The sequence below is a fragment of the Curtobacterium sp. MCPF17_047 genome, from assembly GCF_003234045.1.
Lineage (GTDB): Bacteria > Actinomycetota > Actinomycetes > Actinomycetales > Microbacteriaceae > Curtobacterium.
Genome location: NZ_QKSF01000001.1, coordinates 50,415 through 65,196, shown reverse-complemented (window position 1 = coordinate 65,196; position 14,782 = coordinate 50,415). Strand labels below are relative to the sequence as shown.

At 68.5% G+C, this 14,782-nt stretch carries 15 protein-coding genes; 8 read left to right on the top strand and 7 right to left on the bottom strand.

What is annotated here, in order from left to right:
* Positions 1–81 precede the first annotated feature (81 nt).
* The 3 genes from DEJ33_RS00340 to hemL are packed head-to-tail and all read left to right on the top strand — an operon-like array spanning position 82 to position 3,253.
* A complete protein-coding gene (locus DEJ33_RS00340) occupies positions 82–861 on the top strand; it encodes a uroporphyrinogen-III synthase (RefSeq protein WP_111076951.1) in 780 nt (259 codons plus the stop codon).
* Positions 858–1,913, top strand: a complete 1,056-nt coding sequence (gene hemB, locus DEJ33_RS00335; protein ID WP_111076950.1) for a porphobilinogen synthase — start codon at positions 858–860, stop codon at positions 1,911–1,913. Before DEJ33_RS00340 ends, hemB begins: the two co-directional genes overlap by 4 nt.
* Positions 1,910–3,253, top strand: a complete 1,344-nt coding sequence (hemL, locus tag DEJ33_RS00330; protein ID WP_111076949.1) for a glutamate-1-semialdehyde 2,1-aminomutase — start codon at positions 1,910–1,912, stop codon at positions 3,251–3,253. The genes hemB and hemL overlap by 4 nt, the downstream gene beginning before the upstream one ends.
* A 177-nt stretch (positions 3,254–3,430) precedes the next feature.
* Here the strand turns inward: hemL and DEJ33_RS00325 are convergent, their stop codons facing one another.
* The 4 genes from DEJ33_RS00325 to DEJ33_RS00310 all read right to left on the bottom strand — a co-directional run bounded on the left by DEJ33_RS00325 (position 3,431) and on the right by DEJ33_RS00310 (position 7,085).
* The gene (locus DEJ33_RS00325; RefSeq protein ID WP_111194079.1) at positions 3,431–4,216 is read right to left on the bottom strand and encodes an ABC transporter ATP-binding protein; all 786 of its coding nucleotides are present in this window, start codon (positions 4,214–4,216) and stop codon (positions 3,431–3,433) included.
* Between the two features lie 38 nt (positions 4,217–4,254).
* Entirely contained in the window at positions 4,255–4,923 is a 669-nt protein-coding gene (locus DEJ33_RS16805; RefSeq protein WP_111043670.1) for a GntR family transcriptional regulator, read from the bottom strand.
* Positions 4,924–5,009: 86 nt separating this feature from the next.
* Positions 5,010–5,987 carry an acryloyl-CoA reductase gene (locus DEJ33_RS00315; RefSeq protein ID WP_111076947.1) on the bottom strand — a complete coding sequence of 326 codons (978 nt, stop codon included), beginning with the start codon at positions 5,985–5,987 and terminating at the stop codon, positions 5,010–5,012.
* 69 nt (positions 5,988–6,056) lie between these two features.
* Positions 6,057–7,085, bottom strand: coding sequence for a 6-phosphofructokinase (locus tag DEJ33_RS00310; RefSeq protein ID WP_111043672.1), 1,029 nt, complete (start codon positions 7,083–7,085; stop codon positions 6,057–6,059).
* 72 nt (positions 7,086–7,157) lie between these two features.
* Here DEJ33_RS00310 and DEJ33_RS00305 point away from each other — a divergent pair, with 72 nt between their 5' ends.
* On the top strand, positions 7,158–8,132 hold the full coding sequence (locus tag DEJ33_RS00305) for a DNA-3-methyladenine glycosylase (protein WP_258374618.1): 975 nt from the start codon (positions 7,158–7,160) through the stop codon (positions 8,130–8,132).
* A 123-nt stretch (positions 8,133–8,255) separates the two neighbouring features.
* Here the strand turns inward: DEJ33_RS00305 and DEJ33_RS00300 are convergent, their stop codons facing one another.
* On the bottom strand, positions 8,256–9,119 hold the full coding sequence (locus DEJ33_RS00300; protein WP_111076946.1) for an NAD-dependent epimerase/dehydratase family protein: 864 nt from the start codon (positions 9,117–9,119) through the stop codon (positions 8,256–8,258).
* Between the two features lie 130 nt (positions 9,120–9,249).
* Between DEJ33_RS00300 and DEJ33_RS00295 the strand changes: the two genes are divergently transcribed.
* On the top strand, positions 9,250–9,465 hold the full coding sequence (locus DEJ33_RS00295; protein ID WP_146242491.1) for a hypothetical protein: 216 nt from the start codon (positions 9,250–9,252) through the stop codon (positions 9,463–9,465).
* 103 nt (positions 9,466–9,568) lie between these two features.
* Positions 9,569–9,874: a hypothetical protein gene (locus DEJ33_RS00290; RefSeq protein ID WP_146242490.1), complete on the top strand. Its 306-nt coding sequence runs from the start codon at positions 9,569–9,571 to the stop codon at positions 9,872–9,874.
* Between the two features lie 145 nt (positions 9,875–10,019).
* Here DEJ33_RS00290 and DEJ33_RS00285 read toward each other — a convergent pair whose 3' ends face one another.
* Positions 10,020–10,643, bottom strand: a complete 624-nt coding sequence (locus DEJ33_RS00285) for a recombinase family protein (protein ID WP_220034424.1) — start codon at positions 10,641–10,643, stop codon at positions 10,020–10,022.
* 211 nt (positions 10,644–10,854) lie between these two features.
* On the opposite strand from DEJ33_RS00285, the gene DEJ33_RS00280 reads away from it, so the two are divergent.
* Positions 10,855–13,293 carry a hypothetical protein gene (locus DEJ33_RS00280; protein WP_111076943.1) on the top strand — a complete coding sequence of 813 codons (2,439 nt, stop codon included), beginning with the start codon at positions 10,855–10,857 and terminating at the stop codon, positions 13,291–13,293.
* 106 nt (positions 13,294–13,399) lie between these two features.
* Here the strand turns inward: DEJ33_RS00280 and DEJ33_RS00275 are convergent, their stop codons facing one another.
* Positions 13,400–13,744 (bottom strand): Lsr2 family protein, encoded by a 345-nt coding sequence (locus tag DEJ33_RS00275; RefSeq protein ID WP_111076942.1) that lies wholly within the window; start codon positions 13,742–13,744, stop codon positions 13,400–13,402.
* Between the two features lie 345 nt (positions 13,745–14,089).
* Between DEJ33_RS00275 and DEJ33_RS00270 the strand changes: the two genes are divergently transcribed.
* On the top strand, positions 14,090–14,734 hold the full coding sequence (locus DEJ33_RS00270) for a PDDEXK nuclease domain-containing protein (RefSeq protein WP_258374616.1): 645 nt from the start codon (positions 14,090–14,092) through the stop codon (positions 14,732–14,734).
* The last annotated feature ends 48 nt before the right edge of the window (positions 14,735–14,782 follow it).

Here is a 14,782-nt window from a genome sequence, read left to right as displayed (position 1 = left end):
GACGACACCCGGAGCTCCACGGACGCCGCTGCGACGGCGACGACGACCGCTGCGACGACGACCGCGGCGACGACGACCGCTGTGCCGAGCGACGGACGGTCGACCCGCCGACCGGTCGTGCTCGTGCCGCGCGGGGGTCCGTGGGGTGACCGGGTCGCCGAGGCCGCCCGATCGCGGGGGCTCGACGCCGTGGTCGTCCCGCTCATCGCCGACCAGCCCCCCGCCGACTCGGGTCCGCTGGAAGCCGCCCTGGTCCAGCTCGCAGCGGCAGCAGGAGCGCCCGGTTCCGCTGCCCCCTGGCTCGTGGTGACCAGTGCGACCACCGTGCGGGTGCTCGCGGAACGCATGGCGGGCCTCCCGTCCGGTGTCCGCGTCGCCGCCGTCGGCACCGCGACCGCGCGTGCCGCCCGCACGGTCGGCTGGCCCGTCGACCTGCTGCCGGACGACGCCTCGGCCGCCGGACTCGTGACCGCCCTGCCCGACGGTGCCCGTCTCGTCGTGCACCCACGCTCCGACCTGGCCGCCCCGACCCTGGTCGACGGCCTGCACGCCCGCGGCATCGCCGTCGTCGACGTGGTCGCGTACCGCACCGTGGGGACCGGCGACGAACCCATCGCCACGGACCCGGCGCCGGACGTCGTCCTCGTGACGAGCGGCAGCGTCGCCCGCGAAGTCGTCCGCCGACTCACCCCCCTCAGCCCGCGCACCCGGATCGCCTGCATCGGCCCGGGCACCGCCGCCGAGACCCGTGACGCCGGACTGCCCGTGCACGTCGTCGCAGCCGAGCGGTCCGCCGAAGCCCTCCTCGACGCCGTCGTCGAGTCCCTCGCCCCACACCCCGAACAGGAAGGTCACTCGTGACTGGACGCTTCCCCCAGGTCCGCCCCCGACGACTCCGCGCCACCCCCGCGATGCGTCGACTCGTCGCCGAGACCCGGCTCCACCCCGCCGAGCTCGTGCTGCCGATGTTCATCCGCGAAGGCGCCACCGACGCCATCGACATCACGAGCATGCCCGGGGTCCAGCAGCACTCCCTCGACTCGTTCCGCCGTGCGCTCAACGAAGCCGCGTCGGTCGGCATCGGGGGCGTGAACCTGTTCGGCGTGCCCGAGCGCAAGGACGCCGTCGGCTCCGGCGCGACGGACCCGAAGGGCATCCTCAACGTCGCGATCCGGGTGGCGAAGGAGGAGGTCGGCGACGCGCTCGTCGTGCAGTCCGACCTGTGCCTCGACGAGTTCACCGACCACGGCCACTGCGGCGTGCTCGCGACCGACGGTTCGGTCGACAACGACGCCACGCTCCTGCGGTACCGGGACATGGCGGTCGCGCAGGCCGAAGCCGGCGCCGAACTGGTCTGCCTGAGCGGGATGATGGACGGCCAGATCGCCGCCGCCCGCGACGCCCTCGACGTCTCCGGCCACTCCGGCACGGCGCTCCTCGCCTACGCCGCGAAGTACGCCTCCGCGTTCTACGGCCCGTTCCGGGAGGCCGTCGCCTCCACCCTGCAGGGCGACCGGCGCACGTACCAACTCGACTCCGGCAACGGACGCGAGGGGCTGCGCGAGGTCGAGCAGGACATCGAGGAGGGCGCCGACATCGTCATGGTGAAGCCCGCCATGAGCTACCTCGACGTCCTCGCCCGCACCGCGGACACCTCGCCCGTCCCGGTCTGGGCGTACCAGATCTCGGGCGAGTACGCGATGATCACCGCAGCCGCCCAGAACGGCTGGATCGACCGTGACGCCGCCGCCATGGAGGCGCTCATCGGCATCAAGCGCGCCGGTGCCGACGCGATCCTCACGTACTTCGCGGTCGACATCGCCCGCAAGCTCAACGACGAAGCGGGCCTGCGCACCTCGGGCAGCACTGCGGACGTCGCCGGCATCGCCACGACCGGGAAGGCCCCCGAATGACCTCGACGACGACCACGAACGACCAGCTGTTCGGCCGTGCGAAGAACAGCATCCCCGGGGGTGTGAACTCGCCGGTCCGTGCGTACGGCTCGGTCGGCGGCACACCCCGGTTCCTCGTGAACGCGAAGGGCGCGTACGTCACCGACGCCGAGGGTCGCGAGTACGTGGACCTCGTGGCGTCCTGGGGTCCCGCGATCCTCGGGCACGCCCACCCCGGCACGGTCGAGGCCGTCCAGCAGGCGGCGGCCCGCGGGCTGTCGTTCGGCGCCTCCACCCCGGGCGAGACCGAGCTGGCCGAACTCGTGAAGCAGCGGGTGCAGGTCGACGGCGACGGTCCGATCGAGAAGATCCGCATGGTGTCGACCGGCACCGAGGCCACGATGACCGCGATCCGTCTGGCGCGCGGCTACACCGGCCGTGACCTGCTGGTGAAGTTCGCCGGGCACTACCACGGTCACTCCGACTCGCTGCTGGCCGAGGCCGGCTCCGGCGTCGCGACGCTCGCCCTCCCGGGCAGCGCCGGCATCACCGCCGAGACCGCCGCGCAGACCCTGGTGCTGCCGTACAACGACCTGGACGCCGTCCGCCGCGCCTTCGACGAGCACTCCGAACGCATCGCCGCCGTGATCGTCGAGGCCGCAGCCGCGAACATGGGCGTCCTGGCGCCCGAGCGCGGGTTCAACCGGGCGCTCGCGCAGATCACCCGGTCGCACGGCGCGCTGCTCATCGTCGACGAGGTCCTCACCGGCTTCCGCGTGGGACCCGCCGGCTGGTGGGGCCTCGAGGCGTCGAACACCGTCCCTGACGGCGCCGGGTGGAAGCCCGACCTGGTCACCTACGGCAAGGTCATCGGTGGTGGCATGCCCCTCGCCGCGCTGGGTGGTCGACGCGAGGTGATGGACTTCCTCGCGCCGCTCGGCCCGGTGTACCAGGCTGGCACGCTCTCCGGGAACCCGCTGGCGGTCGCCGCCGGCATCGCCACGCTCCGTGCCGCGACGGCCGACGTCTACGCGCACCTCGACCGCACGGCCGACGTCGTCTCCCGCGCGACGAGCGAGGCCCTGTCCGCCGAGGGTGTCGCGCACACCGTGCAGCACGCCGGCAACCTGTTCTCGTTCGCCTTCACGGACACCCCGCCGCGGAACTACGACGACGTCCGCGCGCAGGACGTCTTCCGGTACGCGCCGTTCTTCCACAGCATGCTCGACTCCGGCGTCACCCTGCCGCCGAGCGTGTTCGAGGCGTGGTTCCTCACCGCGGCGCACGACGAGCGTGCGGTCTCGCAGATCCTCGACGCCCTGCCCGCTGCGGCGAAGGCGGCGGCTGCCGCCACGGCCTGACGGGCCGCCTGCGCGAGACGAGTGCGCCCGCGCGAGACGCCTCGGAGTACGCGAGACGCCTCGAAATGCCCGAGACGCCCCTGAACTCCAGGGCGTCTCGGTGCTTCCGGGGCGTCGTGCGGTGACGGGCCCGTCTCATGGCGGCGGGACGCGGCCCGGCCGGGAGGCGCGGCTCGTCTAGTCGGCGCGGCGCGCGTGCCAGCGTCCACCGCTGCGCTCGACCGCCAGCGGGAAGTCGAACGCCGCCGACACCCGCGCCGAGGTGATGACCTCGTCTGCGTGCCCCACGGCCACGACCGCCCCGTCCCGCAGCAGCATCGCGTGCGAGGTCGACGCCGGCAGGTCCTCGAGGTGGTGGGTGACCATCACGCTGCTGAGCTCCGGCTGCCGGACACGCAGCGCGTCGACGGTCTCGAGCAGGTGTTCGCGGGCCGCGACGTCCAGCCCGGTGGCGGGTTCGTCGAGCAGCAGCAGCCGTGGCTCGGACATCAGCGCCCGGGCGATCAGCGCTCGTCCCCGTTCGCCCTGGGACAGCACCGGCCAGCGGGCGTCACGACGGGCGGCCAACCCGACGTCGGCGACGTGCTGCTCGGCGCGCGCGATGTCGGAAGCGGTCGGCTCCCACCGCACCATGAGGTCGGTCGTGCCGGTGAGCCCGGTGAGCACGGTCTCCAGGACCGTGAGCGGCGAGAGCATGCGGTGCCGCGGGTCGACGTGGCCGATGTGTTCGCGGAGCTCCCGGACGTCGACACGACCCAGGCGGTGCCCGAGCAGCTCGACCGTGCCCGCGGAGGGGTGCCCGGTCGCCCCGAGGACGGCGAGCAGCGTGGACTTGCCCGCACCGTTCGGACCGAGCAGTGCCCAGTGCTCGCCGGCGCGGACGGTCAGGTCGACGTCGTGCAGCAGGTCCCGGCCGCTGCGGGTGACACGGAGTCCTGAGGTGCGGAGGAGGACGTCGTTCATCCCGCCATCCTCGCGCACCTCGGCGGACGCGGCCGCTGTCAGGCCGCTGCGGCCCGGGCGGTGGCCAGGTGCTCGGCCATCGCACGTCCGAGTCCGCGGACGAGGGCTCCGCCGGCTTCACCGTCACGGCCCTTCGCGGCGGCACGGAAGCCGTCGAGGGCCTGTTCCACGTCCCAGAAGACGAACTCGGGCTCGCCGATCCGCACGAACTTCGCCCGGTTCAGCAGCGATTCGCTCGTCTTGATCAGCAGCTCGTTGCCGGACTTCTGCACCATGAACGCGATCGCCCGGTCGATGTCGTCGTTCAGCGCGCGGTCCTCGGCCTTCGCGTGGGCACGCATGTCGTCGAGGATCGCGCCGAACGCCTTCACGTCGGCGTCCTCGAAGCGGGGGAAGGACCAGCGGGCAGCGAGTTCGCCGAAGCCGAAGAGCATCTGGAACGCGTCGTCGTAGGCCTCACGGGTCGGTGAGGCGACGCGGGTGTACCGGTTCGCCTCCATCTCGACCAGGCCGTAGTCGACGAGCTTGGCGATCGCCTCGCGGATCGGCGTGCGACTGACACCCAGCCAGGCGACGAGTTCGTCGTCGTTCAGGCGTTCGCCGGCCTGCAGCGTGCCGTCCTGGATGGCGGCGAGCATCTTCTCGAGGACGACGTCCCGGAGGAGCTTCCGGGGCGAGTTCTCAACGGTCGACTTGGGTACCGGCATCCGGGTCTCCTCAGTGAAGGTGTTCGGAACTCAAATCCTAACGTGACATTGTGCAAACGCTTGGCAAAGATGTCGCTGGCCGCGGTTCACGCCCGGACGTCGACCACCGTCCGCCCGTGCACCCGTCCCGCGACCACCTCGGCGCCGACCTCCATAGCTGCCGCCAGGTCCACCGTCCGCGTGACCCCGGCGAGCAGCGCCGCGTCGAGGTCCGACACGAGCCGGTCCCACGCCCGCTTCCGCAGCGGCAGCGGTGCGTCCACCGAGTTCACCCCGAGCAACGACACCCCGCGCAGGATGAACGGGAGGACCGTGGTCGGCAGGGCACTGTCCTGCGCGAGACCGCAGGCGGTCACCGCGCCACCCCACTTCGTCGAGGCCAGGACGTTCGCCAGGGTCGCACCGCCGACGCTGTCGACCGCACCGGCCCAGATCGCACGCTGCATCGGCTTCCCGAGTTCCGAGATGGCGGCCCGGTCGATCACCTCGGTCGCGCCGAGCGCGCGCAGCGAGGCGTCGTTCTCCGGTCGCCCGGTCGACGCCGTCACGGTGTAGCCGCGCGCTGCCAGGAGGGCGATCGCCACCGTGCCCACGCCCCCGGAGGCACCCGTCACCAGGATCGGCCCGTCCTCCGGCACGACCACGTGCTCGAGGGCCAGCACGCTGAGCATCGCCGTGAACCCCGCCGTCCCGATCGCCGCGGCACGCTCGTCGGGCATGTCGTCCGCCAGTCGCACCAGGGACCCGGCCGGGGCCAGCGCCCGCTCCGCCCAGCCGCCGTGTCGCGTCTCACCGAGTCCGGCGCCGTTGAGCACCACGCGGTCCCCGACAGCGACGTCGGTCACCCCGCCGCCCACTGCTGCGACCGTGCCGATGGCGTCGATCCCGGGCACGAGCGGATCCACCCGGGCGACGCCGGGGTTGCCGGCCAGCGCGAGGCCGTCCTTGTAGTTGACGCTGGACAGGGTGACGTCGAGGAGCGCCTCACCGGGGCCCGGGTCGCCGATCTCGACGTCGGTGACGGCGGGGGCTGCGGAACGTGAGGCGAGGACGGCGCGGGTCATGCGCGCGACGCTACCCCGGGCCTCCCGGCCGGAACCGGGCGGACCGGGCGGACCTCGGGTGGGACGGCGTCAGCCGAACATGATGGCGGCCTCGTCGTACCGGTCCTGCGGCACGGTCTTCAGCTCGCCGAGCGCGTCCGCGAACGAGACGTGCACGATGTCGGTGCCCTTCAGCGCGACCATCCGACCCCAGCGCTCCTCGACCACCGCGTCGATCGCCGCCAGCCCGAGGCGCGTCGACAGCACCCGGTCGTACGCCGTCGGCGTACCGCCGCGCTGGATGTGGCCCAGGGTCGTGGCGCGCGTCTCGATGCCCGTCATCTCCTCGATGAGCGGGGCGAGGCGCTCGCCGATGCCGCCCAAGCGAGGTCGGCCGAAGGCATCCAGGCCGCGCTCGGTGTGGGCGGTGTCCTCGTGGTCCGGGACGAAGCCCTCGGCGACCACGACGAGCGGTGCGCGTCCGCGGTCGTAGGCGGCCTGCACCCACTCCGCGATCTGCGCCAGGGACGTCTTCTGCTCGGGGATGAGGATCGCGTGCGCGCCCGCTGCCATGCCCGAGTGCAAGGCGATCCAACCGACGTGCCGGCCCATGACCTCGGCGACCATGCAGCGTGAGTGGGACTCACCGGTGGTGCGCAGGCGGTCCATCGCCTCGGTCGCGATCGCCACCGCGGTGTCGAAGCCGAACGTGTAGTCCGTGGCACCGAGGTCGTTGTCGACCGTCTTCGGGACGCCGACGATCTGCAGACCGGCGTCGGTCAGGCGCTTCGCGGCGGCCAGCGTGCCCTCGCCGCCGATCGCGACGATGGCGTCGATGCCGTGCCGCTCCAGGGTCTTCGTGATGTTCTCGACGCCGCCGTTCGGACCCTCGAAGGGGTTCGTGCGGCTCGTGCCGAGGATCGTCCCGCCCTGCTTCGCGATCCCCTGGATGTCCTTGCGGCCGAGCGGCACGATGTCGCCCTCGACCACCCCCCGCCAGCCGTCGCGGAAGCCGACGAACTCGTGGCCGTGGATCGCGATGCCCTTGAGCACGATGGCGCGGATGACCGCGTTGAGACCGGGGCAGTCGCCGCCGGAGGTGAGGATGCCGATGCGCATGGAGACTCCCGTAGTCGGGTCCGAGGGGACGTGCCCATCATGTCTGACGGCGGTTCCGCTTACCATCCCTGCATGCCCTCCGTCCGTCCCGTCGCCGCCTCGCCGGTGGCCCGTCCCGGTGCGGACGACGGAGCAGACCGGGTGGACACCGTGTACCGGCCGGGAGGCCCGGTGGACGTGGTCGCGACGCTGCGGCCCCTGTCGCGCGGCTCCGGCGACCCGGCGCACCGCGTGGTCGGCTCGGACGTGTGGCTCGCGCTCCGGACCCCGGAGGGGCCGGCGTCCGTCCTGGTCCGTCCGGTCGGCGACACCGTCGCGATCAGTGCGTGGGGCGCCGGTGCGGCCTGGGCCGTCGTGCACGGACCGGACCTCGTCGGCCGTGGCGACGACTGGTCGGAACTCGACGTGTCCGCGCATGCCTTCCTGGAGCAGGCACGACACCGCCAGCCAGGGTTACGCCTGCTCCGGACGAACACCGTCGTCGCGATGCTCGTGCCCGCGATCATGGAGCAGAAGGTGACCTCCCGGCAGGCCTGGCGCGCGTGGCGGTACCTCGTCCGACGCTTCGGCACGCCCGCGCCCGGCCCGGCTCCCGAGGGCATGGTCGTCCCGCCGGATGCCGACACCTGGGCGCGGATCCCGAGTTGGGAGTGGCACAAGGCCGGCATCGAACCCGGGCGCTCGGCGACGGTGATGCGGGTCGTGAAGGTCGCGCCCGCACTCGAACGGACGCTGACGCTCGGCCGCGGTGGGGAGCTCGTCGCGAGTCGGCTGCAGTCGATCCCTGGCGTCGGACCGTGGACCGCTGCCGAGACGGCGCAGCGAGCCCACGGCGACCCGGACTCCCCGAGCGTCGGGGACTACCACGTGCCCGCACTCGTCGGGTGGGCGCTCACGGGCGGCCCGGTCGACGACGACGGGATGCTCGAGTTGCTCGAACCGTGGCGGGGGCACCGGGAGCGGGTCGTGCGGTTGATCGCGGGCTCGGGCTTCCGGAAGCCGGCGTTCGGGCCGCGGATGACGATCCAGGACCACCGGGGGCACTGAGCACCGGTCACGGTTGCGGCACGTTCAGGGCCGCACTACGGTCGGCAACGTGAGCCCCGCGTGGACCGCTGGTTTTCGACCATGTCGCCGGGGCACTGCTCTTGTTGCCCGGCTCTCGCTCTGTCAGGTGTGCCGTGCACCCTCGCCGGCCAGCACCGCGCGGTAGCCCTCGCGGAAGGTCGGGTAGCGGAACGCGAAGCCGGTCGACCGGAGGAGCGCGTTCGACAGCCGCTTGTCGCCGCCCGCTTGTCGGTCCGACGCAGGGCCGGACTCCGGTGCCGGCACGCGCAGTTCGACGGCGAGGAACCGCAGCACGTCGTCGAGCCGGACGGGCTCGTTGTCCGTGCCCAGGTAGGTCGGTGCCGGGTCCTCCAGCGTCGCGATGTGCACGATCGCGGCGGCGGCGTCGTCACGATGGATGCGGTTCGTGTGCGGCGACGCCGAGTCCGTCGGAGCGAGTCGGGCACTGCCGGACCGCACCTGCTCGATCAACCGCTCGCGCCCGGGCCCGTAGATGCCGGAGAGCCGGAGGAGCACCGCACCCGGAGCTCGCTCACGGAAGAGGGCTTCGGCCCCCACGAGGACCTCCGCCGTGGGCGTCCCGCCGGTCGCCGGCGTCTCCTCGGTGACCTCGCTCCCGTCCGACACGTCGTAGACCGCGGTGGAGGACACGACGACGATCCGCGGCCTCGCTCCCGACCGGTCGATGCCGTCCAAGACGTTCCGGAGGCCGTCGACGTAGGTCGCGCGGTACTGGTCCGGGTCACGGCTGCCGGCAGCCAGGGCCACGACGACGATCGCGGTGTCGGCGTCGATCTCGGGGACGTCCTGCCGCAGGTCCGTGCTCCGACCCTCGATCGGTGCGGGCAGGAGTTCGGCCCGACGCCGGAGTCCGACGACGCGGTACCCGAGGTCGGCGAAGCGGAGGGCGGCTTCGGTGCCGAGGTCGCCGCAGCCGGCGATGACGACGGTCTGGGAGGTGCTCATCCCCCGAGCGTCCCACGAGGAGTCGCGGAAGACCGGTGAGCAGCACATGTCGGTGCACACATGTCGGCGGCCTACCGTCGGGGTCGGTCGTCGGTCTCGGTGAGCGGCGCAACACAGGAAGTCGGCGTTCGTGAACCGTATGCAGGCCATCACATGGCGACACGACTCCGGGGCGCACTGGACCGCCCGCCGCGACGGGATCGTCGTCGGCACGATCGACCAGGGCCAGGGGTACGAGTTGCACTCGACCGACGGCACGATCCGCGGATCGCACAACTCGCTCGGCAACGCGCAGGCGCAGCTCGACGCGTGGGCAGCGTGGACGATCGGACCGGACCGCTCCTAGGTCAGTGGTCGGACCCGGGCTGCCCGGTCGCAGCCACGCACACCGTCACGAACCCGGCAAGGGCGGTGTCCCGCAGACGCCTGCGGCAGCGCAGGCCGGTGTCGTGATCCGCAGCCAGGGCGGCCACAGTGGTGCGATCCGTGTGTATCCGTCGTCGGGGGATCCGAGCTCCGGCCGGTTGTCGTACTCGCCGGAGGCGTCGAAGACGTCGGTGTCGGCGCAGGTCGCGCTCGGCTCGGACGGCAAGCTCACGATCGACAACACCCAGGGTGGTGCGACGCTCGATCTCGTCGTCAGCGTGCAGGGTTACTTCACCCCCAGCAACCCCGGTGGCGGGTTCACCCCGCAGACCGGCCGGCTCGCGGACACGCGCACCGGCTCGAGCACCGGACGCTGTGCCGGTCGGTGAGGGGGCCACGGTAGGCCTCATATTTCCCCTGCTGCCTGGCGCGTCTGCCATCATCCGATGGGACTGCTGCGGGTTCGGTTGACTCGTGATCGTTGGCCGTCAGCTCGTGCATGAAGGACGTTCGTCTGGTCGTGCGGTTGACCCGCTACGCCTCCGCTTCTGCCGGGCCCGAGGCGTCGGTGGGTCTGGAGGAGAGGGACGAGGCAAGCATCCGGTAAAGGGTGGTTCGGTCGATGCCAAGTCCTCGGGCAACCGTGGTCTTGGGGACGCCAGTACTGATGAGTCGGCGCGCTTCGGTGATCTGATCGTCGGTGAGCTTCCGGGAGCGGCCTTTGTACTTACCGGCGGCTTTAGCGATGCGGATGCCTTCGCGTTGCCGTTCGCGGATGAGGGTGCGTTCGAACTCGGCGAACGCGCCGAGGAGGTTGAGCATGAACCGACCGATCGCGTCGTCGGTGTCGCGGCTGTACGTCTGCTGCTCCTTGACGAACTCGACCGATGCCCCCTTGGCAGTGATCTCGTCGACGATCTCGCGAAGGTCGCCGAGGGAGCGAGCAAGCCGGTCCATCGACGCGACCCGAACGGTGTCGCCGTCACGGACGTAGCCGATGCAGTCGGCCAGTGCGGTCCGGTCAGTTCGAGCGCCACCCGAGATCTTCTCCTTGAACACCCGATCGACCTCGCCCACGGCCTCGAGCTGCCGGTCGAGGTTCTGATCGATCGAGCTCACCCGAACGTACGCGACGATCTGCGTCTTATGTTGCGCCACTCCTAGACCTTCGCACACACCTGTAGCAGAAGGGCAAACCCGCACCCTAGAACCACGCAAATCAGCACCTGCCAGCGCTGTAGCGGTGGGGTATACCCCAGAACCGCAGCGCGATCGCTCGGCATGGAGGTTCGTCTGGCAGAGCGACGCTCCCTTTGGGTCTTGACATCAAGACCACAAGGCGGTGATCTGTCCCTATGAGCGGTAGGGCATGACCAGCATGGCGGCGACGGCCAAGGAACTTGCGGAACAGTATGGGGATCCTGCGTGGCGCCGGAAATTCGTTGATCTGACGGACCTATTGCAAATTCTAGCGGATTGCATCATCCCGAACGACTATTCCATACCCGACGGGATGAGTAGTGCCTTGGTGCTCACCGAGGCCGGAACGCGCATGAAGGATCGGCTCATTCGCAAGGAGCACGTCCCGATCAAGGAGGCGCACCTTATGTGTGCATTGACTGTCGGGCATGATGAACTATTCCTGGATGTCGAAGAGACTGACCTTGACAAACTGTCGAATCTCATCGAGGGGCAGCTGCGGAGCCGCCGGATCAGGTTCCCCTTCAGTTACGGGCGTAAATTATACGACGCCTATGGGCGCCTTTTTGAAGATGAAAAGGACGTGCTAACAACGGATGAGACCCTGCAGCTCATTGAGGCCGTTCCTGACGGCGTTTATCAATACGGGAAATACGTCCTCGGACCTTATGGCCTCTTGCAGAGCCGAGCGGAACGACATGTCCGATTTAGCAGAGTCGTGCCGGCGTACCATTGTTCACAACCGACCTGCAAATCTGTGCATCAGGTCCGCCTTTCAACGGGGTATGACGCGCCGATCAACGATGAACGAAAGAAGTTGCGGCGGATACTTGATGAATCGATCGGCAAAGCGGCCGACTGGTGGGGTCTAGCGCTTGAAGTCGATAATTTTGCGGGCGCTTTTTATGCTGACCATCACGCGGCGACGCTAGTTGGACTGCTGGGAGACGCGGTAAGCGACGGCGAGCTGCGTCACCTGCTCATGTTTTTACTCGACGGAACAAAGGGTGAATTCCGCGCTGCAGTTGCAGATTTGCTCCTCACCGGGCCGGCAGAGAAGATGGTCGAGGGACTCGGTCGCGACAAGATGCAGCAACTCGTGCTGCTGGCGAACGAGGAGTGGATCTCCAGGGGTCTGGACCGCCTTGTGCACGCGGGCACCATCGAGGTGCCGCGCGGAGAGGTCCGTCGGCCGGTTACGAACATACGAAACCGTTCGGGCGCCTTCCAACTTACGCCCGAACTCGGGCACCTTGGCGTCCGCTTCGTCAGTGATGATCCCGGCTTTGCCTCTTTGCGCGAACGCGAACTGCTCGACCGCCTCTACCTACGAGACAACGAGACTGACACGGAGGAGCTGGACTGGCAGTTACGGGGCTTCGATTCGGAGGATCTCGACGAGCGATTGGAGAACTTCTTCCGCTCGACTGATCCGCGATCAGCTCTTACGCGCATGATTCTCGCGCGTAAAACGAACATGATAGCGGCTTGTGAATATGTCGGGATTGAAGACGGAGCACATCTATCGGACGAGCTTCTCGTCGAGACTGTGCTGTGGAAACTTGGCTTCGATGTGCGTATTGAGCAGGATTCTCACGGACGATTCTGGGACCTTCATCAGCGCATCTCTGCACTGACGCAAGCGAGTCGAATATCTGGGATTGGCGAGTCTGAAACGTTTAGGGGTGTGGCAAGCGCATTTTTCAACGAGCTGGAAGGCCTTTTGGCGGATGCCCTCGCATTCTCTACGTGGGTGCTACTCGTAGACCACACGAGTCAACGATTCCCGTTCAGCTATAACGACGCTGATGATCGAGCAGTTGCGCTCGGACTGCTTCAAGCCGCTCATCAAGAGTCGGGTAATATTGCGGAAGAGTTCGACTTTGGCTCCGATCGTCTGGAGCTCTATGCCCTCATCCGTGGATTTGAGGTGCTCGCCAAGAAACTCGACACGGTCAAGGCGCAGCAGTCGAGCCTCAATCGACCGTCAAACGATATTCCTGATTTCGACGGAAAGACGGCGATCAAGGAGTTTGTCTTCAAGTCTTGCGTCCCCTATCTCAACCTGACGGAAGCGGCGCAAGATCGGCTGGTCAAGGGTTTAAAGAGCATCTCGGCAGGGCTGCTGCACCCGGTGGAGGTTCATCAGGTGCGTAATGACTACTCGCATTACCGACGCACATCGCCAGAAATCGAGCGTATGGTGCGTGCTCTGGATGCTATACGCGACGCGGTGAAAGAACTCGAGAACCTTGGACTGGCTCGCCTCCTCTGCTTCCCGGCAGGTTTTGAGTCGGACGCTTGGGGTCGAAGCAAGCATCGCTTCTCGGGCCCTCGCAGCGTCGAACACTTGTTCGCGCGTCCATCGAAGTTTGACTGGATGGGCCTTCCCGATCTGCAGACGTCCCAGTACATCGTCCGGGCAGCAGTGTTTGCAGAGCCGAATGAGGTGCTCCGCTTCACGCCGCGGTTTGAGAGCGAGTTTTCGAGGATGTGGGCCGACTATCCTGCCCGACGCCAAAGTGGCCCAGTCGCGGGTGCTCCCAGTGAGGAGTCCGGCCCGCACGTGACAAATGTCGGGATGCAGACTGGCCGAACCGCCGAGTAGAAGTGTCCGGCCTGGAAGCTGACATAAGAGACCGCTATCGGCGCGATCAGCAACGGCCGGCCACCCCTTGGGGTAGCCGGCCGTTGCCGCGTGTGGGGGAGTGGCGTCAGTGCGCGGCGTCGTACGCGTCGCGGATGGCCTGGCTGATCCGGCCGCGGGAGGACACCTCGTGCCCGTTCGCTGCGGCCCATTCACGGATCTTGCCGAGCTCTTCAGAGTTGCCGCGCTTCGGCGCGGTGCCAGAGGAGGCACGGCCGGAGCGGTTGCTGGTCTTGCGGGCGGCGGCAATGTAGTCGGAGAACGCTTCGCGGAGCTGGTCCGCGTTGTCGTCGGTGAGGTCGATCTCGTAGTTGGCGCCGTCGAACCCGAAGGACACGGTGCGACCCTTGCCGTCTTCGATGTTTTCGCCGGTCAGGTCGTCGACGAGTTGCGTGGTGACTTTCTGCGCCATGGGTACTGCTGCCTTTCGTAGTGGGGGAGGTACACCTGTACTGTGACATATCCAGAGCAGATCCGGTCGATGCGTGCCGATTGTCGGTGACGCAAAGTGCTGGTGCAGAATGGCTACCGATGACTCAAAGAGCACCAGTGCCGTCCGGTTACGCCGTGGCTTCGGCTGAACTCAAGCAGCAAGTGAGGGAAGCGCGTTTTCACTGCGCAGCGACGCGTCAACACCGAACTGGTGCGTCTGTACTGGGGGATCGGGTCGACCATCTTGCAGCGGCAGGAGTAGGAGGGGTGGGGCACCAACGTCATCGGCCGGCTCGCTGAAGATCTCCGCTCGGAGTTCCCGGAGATGAAGGGCTTCTCGCGGGCAAACCTCGTCTACATGCGTCGTGTCGCCGCAGCGTGGCCGGACGAGGAAGTTGTCCAACAGCTTGTTGGACAACTTCCCTGGGGGCACACCACCGTGCTCCTCGACCGGCTCGACGACCAGGAGATACGCGAGTGGTACGCCGCGCAGGCCGTGCATCACGGGTGGTCTCGGAACGTCCTCGAGTACCACATCCGTACTGACGCACATGCGCGGCTTGAGGCGGCACCGTCGAACTTCGCTGCGACGTTGCCGGCGGGGGAGTCGGACCTGGCGCAGCAGCTCACAAAGGATCCGTACGTCCTGGACTTCCTCACGCTCGAGGGCGATGCGAAGGAACGGCAGCTTGAGCAGGCCCTCGTCGATCGGATCATCGACACGCTGCGCGAACTGGCGGAGGGGTTCGCGTTCGTGGGCCGGCAGGTGCACTTCGACGTCGACGGAGACGACTTCTTCGTCGACCTGCTCTTCTTCCACGTCTGGCAAACACACGCCGTCGGCAAGTGGCGCGCGAGGGTGCACGCTCTTGCTTGCAACGTGATAGCAGTGTGCTTGCGGGGTCACGGCGCAGGGTCTGGACTCAAGTGCGCAATGACGCGCTTACAGTGGCGGCTGTGGATGGTGTGACGGCTCGGGCAGCTCTTGTGCACGAGCTCGACGTCATCGGGGAGATCC

Coding starts and splice junctions, on each gene's coding strand:
- hemL (WP_111076949.1), top strand. CDS start 1,910: ATGACCTCGACGACGACCACGAACGACCAGCTGTTCGGCCGTGCGAAG.
- DEJ33_RS00325 (WP_111194079.1), bottom strand. CDS start 4,216: ATGAACGACGTCCTCCTCCGCACCTCAGGACTCCGTGTCACCCGCAGC.
- DEJ33_RS16805 (WP_111043670.1), bottom strand. CDS start 4,923: ATGCCGGTACCCAAGTCGACCGTTGAGAACTCGCCCCGGAAGCTCCTC.
- DEJ33_RS00315 (WP_111076947.1), bottom strand. CDS start 5,987: ATGACCCGCGCCGTCCTCGCCTCACGTTCCGCAGCCCCCGCCGTCACC.
- DEJ33_RS00310 (WP_111043672.1), bottom strand. CDS start 7,085: ATGCGCATCGGCATCCTCACCTCCGGCGGCGACTGCCCCGGTCTCAAC.
- DEJ33_RS00305 (WP_258374618.1), top strand. CDS start 7,158: ATGCCCTCCGTCCGTCCCGTCGCCGCCTCGCCGGTGGCCCGTCCCGGT.
- DEJ33_RS00300 (WP_111076946.1), bottom strand. CDS start 9,119: ATGAGCACCTCCCAGACCGTCGTCATCGCCGGCTGCGGCGACCTCGGC.
- DEJ33_RS00280 (WP_111076943.1), top strand. CDS start 10,855: ATGACCAGCATGGCGGCGACGGCCAAGGAACTTGCGGAACAGTATGGG.
- DEJ33_RS00275 (WP_111076942.1), bottom strand. CDS start 13,744: ATGGCGCAGAAAGTCACCACGCAACTCGTCGACGACCTGACCGGCGAA.
- DEJ33_RS00270 (WP_258374616.1), top strand. CDS start 14,090: ATGAAGGGCTTCTCGCGGGCAAACCTCGTCTACATGCGTCGTGTCGCC.